12 protein-coding genes are annotated in these 17,382 nt (G+C 69.5%); 7 read left to right on the top strand and 5 right to left on the bottom strand.

Going from position 1 to position 17,382, the window contains the following annotated elements; genetic code table 11:
• Positions 1 to 212: 212 nt before the first annotated feature.
• Positions 213 to 2,870 (bottom strand): family 78 glycoside hydrolase catalytic domain, encoded by a 2,658-nt coding sequence (locus ACIPSJ_RS40235; protein ID WP_401353303.1) that lies wholly within the window; start codon positions 2,868 to 2,870, stop codon positions 213 to 215.
• Between the two features lie 106 nt (positions 2,871 to 2,976).
• Complete coding sequence (locus tag ACIPSJ_RS40230) at positions 2,977 to 4,035, bottom strand: LacI family DNA-binding transcriptional regulator (protein ID WP_401353301.1); 1,059 nt, start codon at positions 4,033 to 4,035, stop codon at positions 2,977 to 2,979.
• A gap of 340 nt (positions 4,036 to 4,375) precedes the next feature.
• Here ACIPSJ_RS40230 and ACIPSJ_RS40225 point away from each other — a divergent pair, with 340 nt between their 5' ends.
• The 6 genes from ACIPSJ_RS40225 to ACIPSJ_RS40200 all read left to right on the top strand — a co-directional run bounded on the left by ACIPSJ_RS40225 (position 4,376) and on the right by ACIPSJ_RS40200 (position 13,097).
• Positions 4,376 to 5,710, top strand: coding sequence for an ABC transporter substrate-binding protein (locus tag ACIPSJ_RS40225; RefSeq protein WP_401353299.1), 1,335 nt, complete (start codon positions 4,376 to 4,378; stop codon positions 5,708 to 5,710).
• The gene (locus tag ACIPSJ_RS40220; protein WP_401353297.1) at positions 5,710 to 6,615 is read left to right on the top strand and encodes a carbohydrate ABC transporter permease; all 906 of its coding nucleotides are present in this window, start codon (positions 5,710 to 5,712) and stop codon (positions 6,613 to 6,615) included. The genes ACIPSJ_RS40225 and ACIPSJ_RS40220 overlap by 1 nt, the downstream gene beginning before the upstream one ends.
• Entirely contained in the window at positions 6,615 to 7,514 is a 900-nt protein-coding gene (locus ACIPSJ_RS40215; protein WP_401353295.1) for a carbohydrate ABC transporter permease, read from the top strand. The genes ACIPSJ_RS40220 and ACIPSJ_RS40215 overlap by 1 nt, the downstream gene beginning before the upstream one ends.
• Before the next feature lie 51 nt (positions 7,515 to 7,565).
• The gene (locus ACIPSJ_RS40210; protein WP_401353293.1) at positions 7,566 to 9,437 is read left to right on the top strand and encodes a hypothetical protein; all 1,872 of its coding nucleotides are present in this window, start codon (positions 7,566 to 7,568) and stop codon (positions 9,435 to 9,437) included.
• A gap of 68 nt (positions 9,438 to 9,505) precedes the next feature.
• Positions 9,506 to 11,623, top strand: a complete 2,118-nt coding sequence (locus tag ACIPSJ_RS40205) for a beta-galactosidase (RefSeq protein WP_401353291.1) — start codon at positions 9,506 to 9,508, stop codon at positions 11,621 to 11,623.
• A gap of 100 nt (positions 11,624 to 11,723) precedes the next feature.
• Positions 11,724 to 13,097, top strand: coding sequence for a glycoside hydrolase family 5 protein (locus ACIPSJ_RS40200; protein ID WP_401353289.1), 1,374 nt, complete (start codon positions 11,724 to 11,726; stop codon positions 13,095 to 13,097).
• Positions 13,098 to 13,122: 25 nt separating this feature from the next.
• Here the strand turns inward: ACIPSJ_RS40200 and ACIPSJ_RS40195 are convergent, their stop codons facing one another.
• A complete protein-coding gene (locus ACIPSJ_RS40195; protein WP_401353287.1) occupies positions 13,123 to 13,677 on the bottom strand; it encodes a TetR family transcriptional regulator in 555 nt (184 codons plus the stop codon).
• 156 nt (positions 13,678 to 13,833) lie between these two features.
• On the opposite strand from ACIPSJ_RS40195, the gene ACIPSJ_RS40190 reads away from it, so the two are divergent.
• On the top strand, positions 13,834 to 15,021 hold the full coding sequence (locus tag ACIPSJ_RS40190) for an MFS transporter (RefSeq protein ID WP_401353285.1): 1,188 nt from the start codon (positions 13,834 to 13,836) through the stop codon (positions 15,019 to 15,021).
• Positions 15,022 to 15,220: 199 nt separating this feature from the next.
• Here the strand turns inward: ACIPSJ_RS40190 and ACIPSJ_RS40185 are convergent, their stop codons facing one another.
• Both ACIPSJ_RS40185 and ACIPSJ_RS40180 read right to left on the bottom strand, forming a co-directional pair.
• Positions 15,221 to 16,135 (bottom strand): 3-hydroxybutyryl-CoA dehydrogenase, encoded by a 915-nt coding sequence (locus tag ACIPSJ_RS40185; RefSeq protein ID WP_401353283.1) that lies wholly within the window; start codon positions 16,133 to 16,135, stop codon positions 15,221 to 15,223.
• Positions 16,136 to 16,185: 50 nt separating this feature from the next.
• Positions 16,186 to 17,364 carry an acyl-CoA dehydrogenase family protein gene (locus ACIPSJ_RS40180; protein WP_401353281.1) on the bottom strand — a complete coding sequence of 393 codons (1,179 nt, stop codon included), beginning with the start codon at positions 17,362 to 17,364 and terminating at the stop codon, positions 16,186 to 16,188.
• Between the last annotated feature and the right edge of the window lie 18 nt (positions 17,365 to 17,382).

Below are 17,382 nucleotides of genomic sequence, written 5' to 3'. Positions count from 1 at the left end.
GCTCGATCAGCGTCGCGGGAACCTTGGCAGCTGCGGCTCCGCGGCCGACCCGTCCTGGAAGGGACAGGCGCAACCGTCCTGCCTCTGACGGAAGTGCGCACAGCGGACTCCCAGCCCGATCGGCCACGTCAGGGTGAGGAGTCCGCCGATCGCGTCGACGGTCGACACTCTCGCCGAACGGGTCGTTGCTGCTCAACGGGAGTCTCCCGCGCTTACTGCGGCCGACGCGCCGTGAACCGGCCCGGGCCCGCGGTCAGCTCCTCTCCGTCGGGGAAGACGAGGGTGGCGGTCGAGGTGGGGGGGACATCGACGGTGATGTGCAGTTCGTCGGCCTCGGTGCGCCATTCGACCGCGATGGTGCCGCGCGGGCTGTCGAAGGTGCCGCGGGCCCATTGCACCGACGCATGGGGCACGGGCGCGACGACGAACCGTTCCCAGGCCACCGAGTCCTCGGCCTGCCGTAGTCCAAGGGTGTGGGTGTGCAGGAACCCGATGACGGCGCCCTTGCTGTAGTGGTTCAGCGAGGCGTGCGCGTCGCCGTTGTCGTCGACGCCGTCCCAGTCCTCCCAGATCGTGGTGGCGCCGCGGTCGAGCATGCCGAGCCAGGAGGGGTAGGTGCGCTGCAGCAGTACCTGGTAGGCGAGGTCGGCGTGGCCGGTGTCGGTGAGGACGGGCAGCAGGTGGGCGGTGGAGAGGAATCCCGTGCTCAGATGCGTATCGGCCGCGCGGATGAGTTCGGCCAGACGTGCGGCGACGGCGTCGCGCAGTTTCTCGGGCGCCAGGTCGTAGGCGAGGGCGCGGACGTAGCTCGCCTGGGTGTCGACGGTGGTGCGGCCGGTGTGGTCGAGGAACTCGGTCCGCCAGGCGTCCCTGATCCGCTCCGCGAGCAGGGTGTAGCGGACGGCGTCGGTCTCGTGGCCCAGGATGCGGGCGATCTTGGCGAGGGTGCTGGTCGAGCGGTACAGGAATGCCGTGCCGACCTCGCCCTTGTCGGTCTTCATCCAGACCTCGGGCTCTTCCTCGGCCGGTTCGACGGGTGAGCCGTCCGCGGCGCGCGGCGTCGGCTCGCACCATTCGCCCCAGTGGAAGGAGCCGTCCCAGATGAACTCCTCGTGCGGCAACGGCTCGGCCGAGCGGGCCACCCGGGAAGGATGGCGGGCGGTGCGGGCCGTGGTGAGCCCCCACTCGACCCAGCGGACCATCGCGTCCCAGTTCTCCGCGAGGAATCTGCGGTCGCCGTAGGTCGTGTACAGCTCCCAGGGCACCAGCACCACGGCGTCGCCCCAGCCGGCCGAGCCCGTCATCATGTCCAGCCGCTCATCGCCGCGGAGCTTGGCACGCCGCCCATCCGGCGAGAAGTTGGCGATGCGTCCGTCGTCGAACTGGTCGTCACGGACCGAGCGCAGCCACTTGTGACTGAACCCGCAGACGTCGTAGAGACGCGTGGCGCTGGGGAGGAAGACCTGGTAATCGCCGGTCCAGCCGATGCGCTCGCGGGTGGGGCAGTCGGTGGGCACGTCGACGGCGTTGCCGCGGAAGCTCCAACGGGCGACCTCGTGCAGGCGGTTGAGGTCCTGGTGGGAGCAGGCGAAGGTGCCGGTGGGCCGCAGGTCGGTGTGAACCACCCGCATGGTGAGACTCGACGCGTCCAGCGGGACCTCGCCGCGCTGAAGACGGGCGTAGCGGAAGCCGTGCACGGTGTGGTGAGGTTCGAAGACCTCGCCGGTGGCGCCGGCGGAGACGACCTCGACGTGCTGAACGAAGACGGTCACCGGGTCCCCCGGACGCTGGATGTCCAGGTGGGAGGTGGTCAGGTCGCCGGTGACCGGGTCCAGGTGCTCGCCGTGGTCGATGACGGTACGGGTACCGGCCGGGCCGAGGTCGGTGAGGGCGATCCAGCCGGAGGCGTTCTGCCCGAAGTCGGCGATCCAGGCGCCGTTCGGCAGCCGGGTGAGCGAGGCGACGGGGCGGTCCTCAATGACGCGCACCGGCGGAGCGGGGGACCAGTCGATCGGGGGCGCCGTGACGGCGTCGACGAGGACCGGCCGCTCGGGGCCGCGGGGAGCGAGGAGGTCGGTGACCTGGCCGTCCATCAGGTCGGCCCGGGCGATGGAGCTTGAGGCCGAGGTCCAGTGCTCGTCGGTGCGCACCACCCGACGCGTCCCGTCCGCGAGTTCCAGATGCAACTCCAGGCGGGCACCCAGGAGTTCACCCCAGCCGGCCGGTTTGCGGAAGGCGCCCACCTGGCCTCGGTACCAGCCGTCGGACAGCACGATCTCCACGGTGTTGGTGCCGATGAGAAGTGAGGAGGTGACGTCGGCGGTCTGGGCGTAGACGGTGTGGTCGTACGAGGTCGAGCCGGGGGAGAGTACGGCGGTGCCCGCGCGCTCGCCGTTGACGAACGCCTCGTACACCCCGAGAGCCGTCGCGTACAGGCGGGCTCGGACCACCTCGGCCGCGGTGAACGTGGTACGCAGGACGTGCGCGGGGCGGGTCCCGGGAGCCAGCCGTGCCGTCTCCGGATCGTCCGCGGGGGTGATCCAGTGTGCCGTCCAGTCCGTGTCGAGGAGTCCTGCTTCGAAGGAGTGCCAGGTGCTCCACGGTGAGAACTCCAGGTCGGAGTGGGTCCGGACGCGCCAGCGCACGCGCTCGCCGCTGCGCAGCGGGCGGACCGGCCAGTCGACGAATAGATGGTCACCCGAACGAACAGTCTGTGGCGGGTGCCCGTCGACGTGTATCCCCAGCTCATGGTGGGCGGGCACCGGTATGCCCTCGGAGGGCTTCCACGACAGTCGAGGGCAGCTCCCGGAGACCGGGAACAGGTCGCCGCCGAAGTCGATCGTGAGGTCGTACGGAGCAAGCGTGGCCATCGATGCCATCGCCTCCAATTCAAAGTGAGTCAGCTGCGCCGCCCGCCGGTTCCGGACAAGCAGGCATGAGGCAGCACGTGGTTCAGGCGGTGACACGGCTCCCGGTCTACTGCGGGCCCTCGTGGTCACGGTCACGGCTGGTGTGCACCGTCCGGGTCGAGTCCCGGACGACCAGCCGCGTCGCCAGCTCGACGTGGTGGGAGTCGATGTCCTCCGCGGCGGCCAGCCGCAGGGCGGTACGCAGCGCCATGGCCCCCATCTCCGGCACGGGACCGTGGATGGTGGTCAGCGGGGGTGAGATCACCTGGGCCAGCGGAGTGTTGTCGAAGCCGACGACGCTGAGGTCGTCGGGTACGCGCAGGCCGCGCAGGCGGGCGGCTTCGATGAGCCCGGCGGCCAGTTCGTCGGAGGCGGCGAACACGGCGGTTGGCGCGGGATCCACCGCCAGCAGCTGCCCACCGTACTCGACGCCCTCGGCGGCGTGGAAGGTGCCGGCGTGGCGGATCAGTTCGCCCAACACAGGCACGCCAGTCGCCTCCATCGCGCTGCGGAAGCCGTGCAGCCGGGCCTGGTTGGACCAGGCGTGCTCGGTGCCTCCGAGGTAGGCGATCCGGCGGTGGCCGAGGGAGAGCAGGTGTGTGGTGGCGGCGTTTCCGCCGGCGAAGTTGGTCGCGCCGACGCTGACGATCGAGCCGTCGGGCAGTGACTCGGGGTCGAGCAGCACCACCGGCAGCCGGACCCGGTTCAGTGCATGGAGGATCGGGCCCGAGAGGGTGTTTGCCGTGACGGCGATGACTGCGCGCCGGCCGGCGGCGGCCAGGTTCCGGGCCCAGGTGGCGGGGTCGGCCGCCGGATCCTGTTCACCACGTCGGCCGACGACCACCGCGACGCCCTCACGGGCCCCGGCGTCCACCACGCTCTGGATGATCTCGGTGTGGTAGATGCTCAGCCGCTCGAATCCGAAGAACAGCTCGACTGTGGGGTGCGCACGCAGGTCGTCGCGGTTGCCGCCGTAGTTGTACTGGCGCATCAGGTCCAACACCAGGTCGCGCGTCTGCTGGGCGACGTCGGGGCGCCCGTTGATGACCTTGGACACGGTGGCCACCGAGACACCGGCGTGCTCGGCGATCTGCGCCAGTGTCACGCGGCTGGAAGTGGATGGCATGACTCCCCCTTTGACGAGCGTGCCGGACAGAGTACTTCCTTCCGGGAAAGACAGTAGCACCGAAATATTTTTCGACACATTATCGAGGCGATCTACTGGAACTTACTGCTGAAACAAGCCTGACTCAAAGGGTTGACGGCCGCCATCGCCGTACCTAACGTTCACCGTCAGCAGTCAGCGGAGGAAGCTCTTTCGCATATGTACGCCGTACATTTTCGGTACGGCGCCCAGGGCGCTGCCGTATCTCGGCCGCCCTCATGCTCGCGCCGCTCGCCTGATTCAGGTGTGGCGTCCGGCGCCCACGACAGCATCGTCACCGACCCATGGAGGAGGACTCGCGATGAGGCGAGACCACACCGCGGAGGCGGCTTCGCCGGCCACCGCCACATTCCTGTCCCGGCGCGGCTTCCTCGGCGCCGTCGGCGGCGGGCTGGCCGTCACCACGCTCGCCGCGTGCGGGTCGGGCGGGAGCAGCTCGTCGGGCGGCGGCTCCGAGGTCGTGTTCATGAACCAGTCCCGGGGCCAGGCCGCGACGCTGAAGACGCTGGCCGCGCAGTACACCAAGCAAACCGGCGTGAAGATCAGGATCGACGACGTCGGCCCGACGGACTTCCTGACCAAGCTCCAGTCGAGCTCGCAGTCCCGCGACATGCCGGACATGTACTCGGTGGTGGACGGCCACTCCATGGCCCCCTACTACAAGGCCGGCTGGGCCATGGACCTGACCGACCAGATGAAGGGCGCCTGGGGCGACAGCTTCCGGCCCGCCACGCTGAAGACCACGACGTTCGTGGCGGACAACCCGCAGGATGTGAAGCCGGGTATCTACAGCGCCCACTGGGAGACCCCGGCACTCGGCATCTTCGTCAACGCCGCGATGTACAAGGCGGCGGGGCTCGATCCGGACCAGGCGCCCGCTTCCATGAGCGAGTTCATCGACCAGATGCGGAAGATCAAGAAGTCCGGGAAGGGCCCCTTCTGGTTCGCCACCAGCCTCTCCAACCAGGTGATCCAGTCGTACGCGTCCAACTACATGTCCGACGACGAGCTGAACGCCACCTTCATCGGCAAGAACAGCTGGAAGAGCGAGGCCTGGCGCAAGACCCTGCAGCTCGTGGCCGACCTGCGGGACGCCGGCGTGATCGCCACCGGCTCGCTGCCGAGCGGGGCCACCGACAACCCCAACGTGGAGAAGGCCTTCTTCAACACCCAGGGCGTCGCGGCCATCTTCGACGGCACCTCGGCCGTCGGCGTGGCGCGCGCCACGGCCCCGGATTTCACGGACTTCCGCTCCTTCCCGCTGCCCAAGGCCGATGACGGCACCCTCACCCCGCGTCTGGTCGGCGGCGCCGCCAAGGGCGCGGCGGTCAACCCCCGCAGCAAGAACGCGGACAAGGCACTGAAGTTCCTCAAGTGGCTGACCGCCGCCAAGCAGCAGCAGACCTGGGCCAAGGGGGTCCCGCTGATCCCCTCCGCGCGCGCCGTGTCGGACAACGACATCCCCGAGCAGCTGGCGGGCATCGCCGCGAAGATCTCCGACTACCAGCTCGTCCCGAACCAGATCCTGGAGCAGGTCAACACCGCCCTGCAGAAGGGCACTCAGGCGCTCGTCCTCAAGGAGCGCACGGTCGACCAGGTCCTCGGCGACCTCGACGCGGCGCAGAAGAGCGCGTAATGAGGCGTAGCAGTCGCGTGCCGGCGGCCTGGCTCTTCCTGGCGCCGGCGCTGGCGATGATCGGCCTGTTCACGGTGGTCCCGTTCGTGCAGGGCATCCAGCTGAGCTTCCAGTCCTGGGACGGGGTGAGCCCGGACACGCCGTTCGTTGGGCTCGACAACTACCGCTATGTGCTGCAAGACACCGAGTTCTGGGGCTCGATGAAGAACGCCGTCGTCTACGGCGTGGTCGGCCTGGTCGTCGCCAACGCGGTGTCGATGGTCATGGCCCTCGCGGTGCACCGCGCCCGTCGCGGGTCCGCGTTCTTCCGCACCGTGTTCTACCTGCCCGGGGTGTTCTCCACCGTGGTGGTGGGGGTGATGTTCTCGTGGTTCCTCGACCCGAACATCGGTGTCGTCAACCAGATGCTGAAGGCCGTCGGTCTCGACGGCCTTCAGCACAACTGGCTGGGTGACCCCAAGACGGCCGTGATCGCCGTCGCTGCCGTGTTCGTCTGGTATCACTGGGGATTCGGCTTCATCCTCTTCCTGGCAGGCCGGCAGGACGTGCCCAAGGAGCTGTACGAGGCCTCATCGCTGGACGGGGCCCGCGGTCTGGCCCAGTTCCGCTATGTCACCTGGCCCGGCATGTCCCACGTCACCGGCATCGTCAGCGTGCTGACCCTGCTCAGCGGCCTGCAGATCTTCGGCACCGTCCAGGTGCTGACCAACGGCGGCCCCGCCGGCCATACCGAGGTCCCCACCCTGCACATCTACCAACAGGCCTTCCAGTTCAACGAGTACGGCCGCGCGGCCGCGATGTCCGTCATCTTCGGCGCGTGCCTGATCGCCCTGGCCTGCGTCCAGCTGTGGGTCTCCCGCAGGCTCGGCGGAAGCACCGACTCCCGGCCGGGGAAGGGACGTTGATGAACACGCTTCTCGACCGGGCCCGGGAGCCCAAGACGGCGGGGCCGCCGCCGACGCCGAACCCGCGACGCCGCGGCAGCCGCCCGCGCGCGGCCCGCATGGCCCTGTACGCCCTGCTGATCGCGGGCGCGCTCGAGGCACTGGTGCCGGTGCTGTGGGTGCTGAGCGGATCCCTGCAGAGCGCCAAGCAGCTGTACAAGGGAACCGACCCCATTCCCCACCCCTTCGCATGGGGCAATTTCGCCACCGCCTGGAACGAGGGCGGATTCAGTCAGTACCTGCCCAACAGCCTCCTCTACACCACGGCCGCGGTCCTCGGGATCCTGGTCATCGCGAGCCTGGCCGGGTACGCCCTGGCGCGCATCGAGTTCCCCGGCCGCGGTGCCGTCGTGTCCGCCATCCTCGTCATCATGATCATCCCGATGCCGGCGTCGTTCATCGCCCAGTACAAGCTCATGATCGCGCTCGGGCTCGCCAACACCCGCATCGGCTACATCCTCGTACTCATCGCGGGCGGGCTGCCGATCTCCATCCTGATCATGCGCGGGTTCTTCGCCAGTCAGCCCAAGGAACTGGAGGAGGCCGCCGCCATCGACGGCGCCTCCCTGCTCGGCACCTTCTGGCGGATCATCCTCCCGCTCGCCAAGCCGGGCCTGGTCGCGGTGGCCGTCATCCAGGCCATGGGGGTGTGGAACGAGTACCTCATGGGCCTGGTGCTGTTCAACGACAGCTCGCTGATGCCCGTGCAGCGCGGTCTGACCAACTTCGTCTCCGCGGACTCCCCGCAACAGCAGATCCTGCTCGCCGCCTCGCTCATCGCGGTGCTGCCGATCGTCGTCTTCTACGCGATCGCGCAGCGCCACATCATCAGCGGACTCTCGGCGGGAGCGCTCAAATGACCACATCCCTCAAATGACCAGGCAACGACCAGCGAGGAAGCTGCGGTGATCATGAGAGTACGGAGAACACGCTCCACCCTGGCGAGAGCCGCAGCTGCGGTCGCGGCGCTGCTGCTCGCCGCGACGCTACCCGGCACCCATGCCCAGGCGGCGGATGCGTCGACCACGAGCCGGCCCCGGGCCGACATCAGAGAACTGCCGGTGCCGCCGACCGTACCGGCGGACGGGGTGTGCACCCATGCCACCGGCTGCGTCTCGGCCGACTGGTCCGGAATCGGGACACCCGGCTTCTCCTGGGACCCGAACTACATGTACGTCGGGATCAACTACGCGGGGGCGCCCGCGTCCGGTCCGGCCAGCATCTACAGCGGCCCGCAGGTCGTGGTCGAGCGCACCGACGGCAAGACGTTCCCCAACGGCGAGGCGTGGAAGTGCATCACCTGCGGGGTGTCCTTCAGTTCCGACATCGCCACCAGCCAGCTCGTCTACCCGCCGGCCCAGGAATTCCCGGACGGAAAGCGGGTGCTGGTGGCCAACGGCGTCCTGCACTGCGGAGCGAACGGTGCCGACTACGCGGTCACCGATCGGCGCTGCACGCCTGCGAACACCCATATCGACCCGGTCTACTGGAACGGCCGGCCGCTGTTCGCCGCCAACAGCGACGGCAGCCAGAACGGGCGGGAGTGGCGCCTGAGCCCTGACGGGGTGCACCTGGTCTGGGACACCCTCGACTACAAGGTTCTCAACGAGTATCCCTTCGTCGGCCGCCTGACCTACGACGCCAGCAACCAGCGCTACCACCTGACGAACGTCTCGGTGCTGCAGAACCCGTCCGCCGCCTACCAGCCGTGGGTCGTCAAGCCCGGCAACCGGCTGAAGTTCAACCCGGCCGGACTGGTCGGCGAGATGCGCGGCTGGACCAGCGACGGTCGATCCACGCTCGGCATCGGTACCCGGGACGCCGACAACATCGACGCCTGGGCCACCGACCTGGCCACCGGCACGTCGCGGCAGCTGACCTCGGACGCCCAGTACACCGACCCGCTGTCGATGTCCCCCAACGGCAAATGGCTGCTGGCGGAGGAGGTCAAGGGCTCCGGGCGGCTGGACTTCATCTCCGGGATGACGGGCGTCCCCTCGCTCACCAACATGATCACCACGGGTTATGTCGCCCAGATCCGGAACAACGGCAACCGCCGCTTCTTCTCGCCCTGGCTCGTCGACCCGGACACCGGGCGTGGCTTCCAGATCAACGCCGGATCCGATCCGGACTGGAACGCCGCCGCCGACCCGGCCTGGCTGGCCGACGGCACCGGCGTCGTCTACTCCGAGAACCTGGCCTGCGGTGCCAACCCGACCCCGCACAAGTGCGCCGACTCCACCGAACCCGGCGGCCGGAACAGCCGGTTGATGATCGCCCGCTTCCCTTGGATCAGCCCGACCCGGGCCGTTTCCCCCGCGCCGGCCTCCGACACCACCTGGGGCCTGCCGTACACCGGGGACACCACCCCGCCGCAGGCCAAGCCGATCGCGACCGGCACCTACACCCTGCCCGGACGTCACAGCGGCTCGGCCACTGTCACCATCACTGATGACAGCACCGGCAGCCTGCTCCTCGCCGTCTCCGCCACGTACCACGCCTTCAGCGACAACGGTACGGACGTCATCAACGGCACGGAGCAGGTGACACGCGGCTCCAACGCGTCTCTGGGCTGCACGGCGGGGACGGCCACCGCCCTGTCCTGCGTCACCTGGACCGAGGACCTGACGCTGTCCGGCCGGCACACCGGCACCAAGCGCACCGGCCCCGGCGGCTTCACCCTCGGCCCGTCCGTGCTGATCGGGAACGACTTCCAGGCCGTCGGCACCCTCACCACGACCATTGACGGCACCACCTACGCCCAGCCGGCCAACGGCAGCTGAACCAGGGGCGGCGGAACCTCCCCTCCGCCGCCCCGCCCACCGACTCTTGCTTCAAGGAGGCCCACTTCATGGCGGACCTGCCCCCCCACGTCCTCTTCGGCACCGCGTACTACCACGAGTACCGGCCCCCCTACGGCACCGAGAGCGCCGAGGAACAGCTCAAGACCGACCTCGACCTGATGGCCGAGGCGCGCTTCACCGTCATCCGGGTCGGCGAGTCCGTCTGGTCGACCTGGGAGCCGGAGAACGACGTCTTCGACCTGGACTGGCTGCAGCCGGTCCTGGACGGCGCCCATGAACGCGGCATCTCCGTCATCCTGGGCACCCCGACCTACGCGGTCCCGCCCTGGCTGGCCCGCCAGTACCCGGAGATAGCGGGCGAGCGGCGCACCGGCGAGCGCATCGGCTGGGGCGCTCGCCAGGAGGTCGACTACACCCACCCCGCGTTCCTCTTCCACGCCGAACGGGTCATCCGCCGTATCCTCACCCGCTACGCCGGGCACCCCGCGGTGATCGGCTTCCAGGTGGACAACGAGCCCGGCCTGGAACTCTTCCACAACCACGGCGTCTTCGAGCGTTTCACCGACCACCTGCGCCACAAGTACGGCGACGTGGAGGCCCTCAACCGCGAGTGGGGCCTGGTCTACTGGTCGCACCGGCTGACCACCTGGGCCGACCTGTGGCGGCCGGACGGCAACACCCAGCCGCAGTACGACGTCGCCTGGCGCGAGTTCCAGGCCAGGCAGACCACCGAGTTCGTCGCCTGGCAGGCCGGCATCGTCCGTGAGTTCGCCCGCCCCGAGCAGTTCGTCACCACCTGCGTCTCGTACATCCGCGCGGGTATCGAGGACCACGAGCTGAACGAGGCCCTGGACATCGCCGCCGGCAACCCCTACTACGGCATGCAGGACGCCCTGGGGGACGGTGAACGCGCCTGGGCCGTCTCCCAGATCGGGGACTGGATGTACTCCTCCCGGCAGGCGCCGTTCCTGGTCACCGAGACCAACGCCGGCACCATCGGGCCGTCCTGGGACAACCGGCCCGCCTTCGACGGCCAGTGGCGTCAGGCGGCGTGGGCACTGGTCGCCCGCGGGGCGCGGATGGTCGAGTACTGGCACTGGCACACCCTGCACTTCGGCGCCGAGACCTACGTCGGCGGCATCCTCCCGCACAGCGGCAGGCCCGGCCGTGCCTACCATGAACTCGCCCGTCTGGGAGCCGAGTTCGAGACCGCCGGGCCGCTGGTCGCCGGTCTCGAACCGGACGCGGACGTCACCCTCGTCTACTCGACGCCGAGCAAGTGGCTGATGCAAAAGTACCCGCCGCTGGCCGACCCGGACGGCGGGCCCGATCCGAAGGCCTACCACGGGATCTTCGACCCCTTCTACCGAGGCGCCTTCGACGCGGGCCGCCAGGTCCGGATCGTGCACGCCCGCCAGTTGCACGACCCGAGCGGCGAACGCCCCGGCCCGAGCCCCGAAGAGGCCGCGCGCCGCCACCCGGTCCTCGTCGTCCCGGCACTGTACCTGGCCGCCGACACGACGCTCGACTGGTTCGCGGCCTACGCGCAGGCGGGCGGCCATCTGGTGCTCGGCCCCCGCACCGGCTACGCCGACCACGAGGCCCGGGCCCGCCAGGAACCCGCCCCGGGGCGCCTCACCGAGGCCGCGGGAGCGAGCTACGAGGAGTTCAGCAACCTGACGGCCGACCTGCCGGTGCGCGCCGTACCCGGCAGCCCCCTCCACCTGCCGGAAGGGGCCGCCGCCACCCGGTGGATCGAGGGACTCACCGCGCTGGACGCCGAGGTGCTCGCCACCTACGACCACCCGCACTTCGGCCGCTGGCCGGCCGTCACCACCCGTCGTCACGGCGCGGGCCGGGTCACCGTCGTCGGCACGGTCCCCGGCCGCGACCTCGCCCGGGCCCTGGCCGGCTGGCTGGCGCCCACCCCGCGCAGTGGCTGGCGGGACCTTCCCCCGCCGGTCACGGCCGCCACCGGCACCGCTCCCGACGGACGCCGCGTCCACGTCGTCCACAACTGGAGCTGGAACCCCGCACACGCCACCGCGCCGACGGCGCTGACCGACGTACTCGACGGGTCCTCCGCACCCGCGGGCACCGAACTGCGCCTGGGCCCCTGGGACGTAAGAGTCTTCGTCACCGTCGACGAGTCCGCCTGGCGCTGAGGGCGCGGCAGCGCCGAACGCCATCCGTCACCCGATCACGAAGGAACCGCCTGCCTTGGCCACGACACTTCCCTCCGGCCCCTCTCATCCTGCCCCTCCATTGAACCCGCTGCTGAGGGTCTCCGGCACCCGGCTGGAGACATCCGACGGCACCCCGGTCCGGCTCCGGGGCGTCGGCCTCGGCGGCTGGATGAACATGGAGAACTTCATCACCGGCTACCCGGGCAACGAGGCCGCGATGCGCTCCGCGGTACGGGAGGTGCTCGGTGAACGCCGCTACGAACTGTTCTTCGACCGGTTCCTGACCGTCTTCTTCGACGAGGCCGACGCCGCGCTGCTCGCCGCCAAGGGCGTCAACTGCCTGCGCCTGCCGGTCAACTACCGCCACTTCGAGGACGACGCCCGCCCCTTCGAGATCCGGGAGGAGGGCTTCGCACACCTCGACCGCGTGATCGAACTGTGTGCCCGGCACAGCATCTACACGATCATCGACCTGCACTCCCTGCCCGGCTACCAGAACCACCAATGGCACTCCGACAACCCCACCCACCTGCCGTTCTTCTGGGAGCACCCGCACTTCCAGGACCGGGTGGTGCGCCTGTGGGAGGTCATCGCCGACCGCTACAAGGACAACCCGTGGGTGGCCGGCTACAACCCGGTCAACGAACCAGCCGACGACTCCGGCCGGATCCTGCCCGCCTTCTACGACCGCCTCGCGGGCGCGATCCGCGCCATCGACCCACACCACATCCTCTTCCTGGAGGGCAACCAGTACTCCACCGACTTCGATCTCTTCAACGAGCCCATCGACAACGCCGTCTACACCTGCCACGACTACGCCCGCGCCGGCTTCGCCCGCAGCAGCGGCTACCCCACCGACGTGGACGGCGTCCGGATCGACAAGGACTGGGTCGAGGAAGCCTTCCTGCACCGCACCGCGTACATGCGCAAGACCAACACCCCCATCTGGGTCGGAGAGTTCGGCCCCGTCTACACCGGTGACCCGGCACGCGACGAACAGTGCGCCCAACTCCTCGCCGACCAGCTCGACATCTACCAGCGGCACAACGCCAGCTGGTCCCTGTGGACCTACAAGGACGTCGGCCTGCAAGGCCTAGTCCACATCGGGACGGACAGCGCCTACCACCGCCACTTCGCCGCGTTCATGGCGAAGAAGCACCGCCTGGGCGCGGAAGCCTGGGGCTCCCCGCAAGGAGAGATCCACGCCCTCGCCGCACCCCTCGAACAACTCGTCATCCGCGAATTCCCGGGCTTCTCCGGCAAACCGTTCCGCACCCGCCAATGGCTGGACGTCCTGCTGCGCCACATCCTCCTGGGCCAGCCCCTGGTCCAGGAGTACGCCGAGCTCTTCCGCGGCCTCGGCGACGACGACGTCCTCACCCTCGCCGACTCCTTCGCACTCGAACAGTGCGTCCAACGACACGGGCTGCTGAACTCACTCGCGAACGGCTGACGGAACCGAAGCGGAAGGCGGGTCTCTAGTCCGTTGCCCGCAGGCCCCGAACGGCCTCGGCGACGTCCGTGCGCAGGTCGTCGAGGTCGTAGTCAGGCCCCAGAACCATGCGTCGCAGCTGGGGCATGGCGATGCTCCAGCCCGCCAGGGCGAGGGTGAAGAACACTCGGGTTCGGGCGTCGCCGCCCGTATCGCCGGAGGCCGCCGCGGCGATCTTGTCCTGATAGTGGGCGGTGCGGGCCTCCTCCGCCGGGACGGGCCTGTCGCCGACCTCCAGGGCCTCCCACATGACCAGGCGCAGGGCCTCGGGGCGGGCGCGGTGGTAGTCGAAGAGACGCTCGGCGTAGGCGGGAAGGTCCTCGTCGGGCGGCACGGCCGCGGCGAGGTCCTCCAACGCGCGCTGGAGGACGATGGCGAAGAGCTTGTCCTTGTCGCCGAAGTAATCGTAGATCGCGCGCTTGTTGGCCTTGGCCTGGGCGGCGATACGGTCCACCCGCGCCCCGGCGACGCCGTGCGCGGCGAACTCGTTGGTCGCCGCCGCCAGGATGCGTTCTTTCGTCGCCGTGGAGTCGTATGCCATGCACCCATGGTAACGAACTGGTTCGTTTGACGATCCGAAGGCAGCCATGTCAGGCTAACCGAACCATCCAGTTCGTTCGGTTGGAGTCGTACGATGTCGCTGAACAACACGCCCCATCCGGCGTCCACGGGCCTGGGATGCCGACTGCCTCTCCTCATGGCTCTGGCCTGCGGTGTCAGCGTCGCGAACGTCTACTTCCCACAGGCCCTGACCCCACTCATCGCTCATAAGTTCCACATCGCCCCGGCCACGGCGGCGGTCGTCGCGACCGTGACGCAGCTGGGCTACGCGGTCGGCCTGTTCCTGCTGGTCCCGCTTGGTGACCGCCTCCCGCGCCGCCCGTTGATCGCCGGGCTGCTCGCGGTGACAGGCGTCGCCCTCCTGGCCGCAGGACTCGCCCCGGCCTCTGGTGTGCTGCTCGCGGCCGGGACCGTGGTGGGCGTGGCGACCGTGGTCCCGCAACTCCTGCTGCCCATGGCCGCAGGCCTGGTCGAGCCGGCGCGCAGCGGCAGCGTGATCGGGACGCTGCAGGCCGGACTGATCGGCGGCATTCTGCTGGCCCGCACCTTCGGTGGCGTCCTGGGCGAGCATCTGGGCTGGCGCGGCCCGTACCTGATTGCCGCGGCCCTGACGGTACTGCTCGCCGTGGTTCTCGGCCTCGCACTCCCGGATGGCCCCGCAGTGGTACATGCCCCCTACCCGACGTTGCTCGCCGACACGCTCCGACTGCTGCACGACGAGCCACAGCTCAGGCGTTCCGTCTACTTCCAGGTCACCGTCTTCGGCGGGTTCAGCGCGACCTGGACAGCGCTTGCCCTGCTGATCACCGGGCCGCGGTACGGCATGGGCGTTCAGGCCGTGGGGCTGCTGGCCCTGATCGGCGCGGGGAGCATGTTCTGTGCACCGGCGGCGGGCCGCTGGGTCGACCGGCTCGGCGCCGACCGGGTGAACCTGTGGTGCATCCTGGCGGCGCTCACCGCGGCCGGCCTGCTCACCGCGGGCCTGCTCGGCGGAGTGGCGGGGCTCGTGGGGCTGGCCGCCGGGCTGCTGCTGCTCGACGTGGGGGTGCAGTGTGGCCAGGTCGCCAACCAGGCGCGCATCTTCGCGCTGCGGCCCGAGGCCCGAAGCCGCCTCAACACCGGTTACATGACCTGTGCGTTCCTCGGTGGCAGTGCGGGGTCGTGGCTCGGTGCCCGTGCATACGCCGCGCTGGGCTGGGGCGCTGTGTGCGGTCTCGCCGCCGTTGCCGCGCTCCTGGCCCTCGTCGCGTATGCGGCGCCGGGCCGTCGTGGTCCGCGGGACGATCAGGCCGAACAACCCCGCCCGACGCTCGAACTGCGATGACGCCTCCGACCGGCGCCCAGACGCCGGGTGTATGCGTCGAGACGAGCGCGAGGAGCCCGGGGTTCCGCACAGGCCCCCCCCGCGAGCGGACATGACCCGGCCGAGTACGGCACGCCGCTGATGACGACGCGTGAAGAGGCGCCGGTCTCCGGCAACTGCGTACCGCGGCGGCGAGCGGTGCTGATGCCGGAGACTTCTGTCAGCGGGGATGGTCGTGGAAACCGCGCCCTGTCTTCTTGCCGAAGTGTCCGGCCTCGACCATCCGCAGCAGGAGCGGCGGCGGGGAGTGCAGGGGCTCCTTGGACTCCGCGTACATGGAGTCGGCGATCGCCTTGAGCGTGTCAAGGCCGATGAGGTCGGCCAGCCGCAGCGGCCCGAGGGGGTGCGCACAGCCGAGGACCATGCCGTTGTCGATGTCGGCGGCGGAGGCGAAGCCCGATTCGAGCATGCGGATGGCCGACAGGAGATACGGCACCAGGAGGGCGTTGACGACGAAGCCGGCCCTGTCCGGGGAGCCGATGACCTGCTTGCCGAGCGTGCCGGTGACGAAGTCCTCGGTGCGAGCGCGCGTGCGGCTGCCGGTGAGCAGGGACGGTACGAGTTCCACCAGGCCGAGGACCGGTACCGGGTTGAAGAAGTGGACCCCGATGACCTGGTCCGGCCGTTGGGTGGCCATCGCGAGTTTCGCGATGGGAATGGAGGACGTGTTGGAGGCGAGGATCGCGCTCGGCCGGCTGACGGCCTTGTCGAGGGCGGTGAACACCTCGGTCTTGATCTGCTCGTCCTCCGCCGTCGCCTCGATCACGAGGTCGCGGTCGGCCATGTCCGCGAGGTCGGTGGTGAAGCGGATGCGTCGTAGCGCGGCGTCGCGGTCGGCTTCGGTGAGCTTGTTGCCGCGCAGGCCGCGGTCGAGGGACGCCACGACTCTTCGGCGTCCCTCGACCGCGGTCTCCGGTCCGGTCTCGCGTACGACGACGTCGAGCCCGGCGCGCGCGCAGACCTCGGCGATGCCGCTGCCCATGAGTCCGGCCCCGACGACCCCCACTCGACGGATGTCCTCGCGGACGTCGCCCTTGGGGGGCGTGGACCGGCTGGAGGGCGTTGACTCGGCCATGGGGACCTCTCTCGCTGGCGGATCTGACCGGAACAGATGAATGGGGCCGGTCAGCGGTAGGCAGCCTGACCGGTCAGGGCCTGGCCGATGACCAGGGTGTGGATCTCGCTGGTGCCCTCGTAGGTGAGCACCGACTCCAGGTTGTTGGCGTGACGCAGCGGTGAGTACTCCAGCGAGATGCCGTTGGCGCCGAGGATCGTCCGGCATTCGCGGGCGATGGCGATGGCCTCGCGGACGTTGTTGAGCTTGCCGACGCTGATCTGCTCGGGACGGATACGGCCCTGGTCCTTCAGCCGGCCCAGATGGAGGGCGAGGAGGGCGGCACCGCCCAGTGAGACGCTCATGTCGGCGAGCTTCTTCTGGGTGAGCTGGAAACCGCTGATGGGCCGGTCGAACTGCACGCGCGCATCGGCGTAGTCGAGGGCCGCCTGGATGGAGTCGCGGGCGGCGCCGACCGCTCCGAAGAGGATGCCGAAGCGGGCTTCGTTCAGGCAGGACAACGGTCCTCGCAGGCCCTCGGCGTGCGGGAGGCGTGCGGAGTCCGGCAGCCGTACGTCATCGAAGGACAGTTCGGAGGTGACGGACGCGCGCAGGGACATCTTCTGCTTGATGTCCTGCGTGGTGAAGCCGGGCGTGCCACGCGGGACGAGGAAGCCTCGAACGCCGTCCTCGGTCTGTGCCCAGACGGTGGCCACGTCGGAGATGCCGCCGTTGGTGATCCACATCTTGGAGCCGTTCAGGATCCAGTCGCTCCCGTCGCGGACGGCCTTCGTGCGCATGCCGGAAGGGTTGCTGCCGAAGTCGGGCTCGGTCAGGCCGAAGCAGCCGATCGCCTCACCGGCGGCGAGCCGGGGCAGCCACTGCTGCTTCTGTTCCTCCGAGCCCCACTTCCAGATGGAGAACATCGACAGCGAGCCCTGGACGGAGACGAAGCTGCGGAATCCGGAGTCGGCGGCCTCCAGCTCCAGACAGGCCAGTCCGTAGGAGACGGCGTTGGTGCCGGCGCAGCCGTAGCCCTCCAGGTGCATGCCGAGCACACCCAGCTTCCCCAGTTCGGGGGCGAGTTCACGGGCGAAGTGGGCGTTCTCGAACCACTCGCCGATGTGCGGACGGACCCGGTCGGCGAGGAACCTGGCGACGGTCGCCTGGATCTCCCGCTCTTCCTCGCCGAGCGTGGAGGAGAAGTCGAGCAGGTCGAGAGGGTCCTTCATCGGCTTGGCGGTGCTCATCGTGTACTCCTGGGGTGA

The organism is Streptomyces sp. NPDC090088 (assembly GCF_044747345.1).
GTDB lineage: Bacteria > Actinomycetota > Actinomycetes > Streptomycetales > Streptomycetaceae > Streptomyces.
The sequence above is the reverse complement of the archived record's forward strand: the minus strand, read 5'-3'. Positions and strand labels throughout refer to the sequence as shown.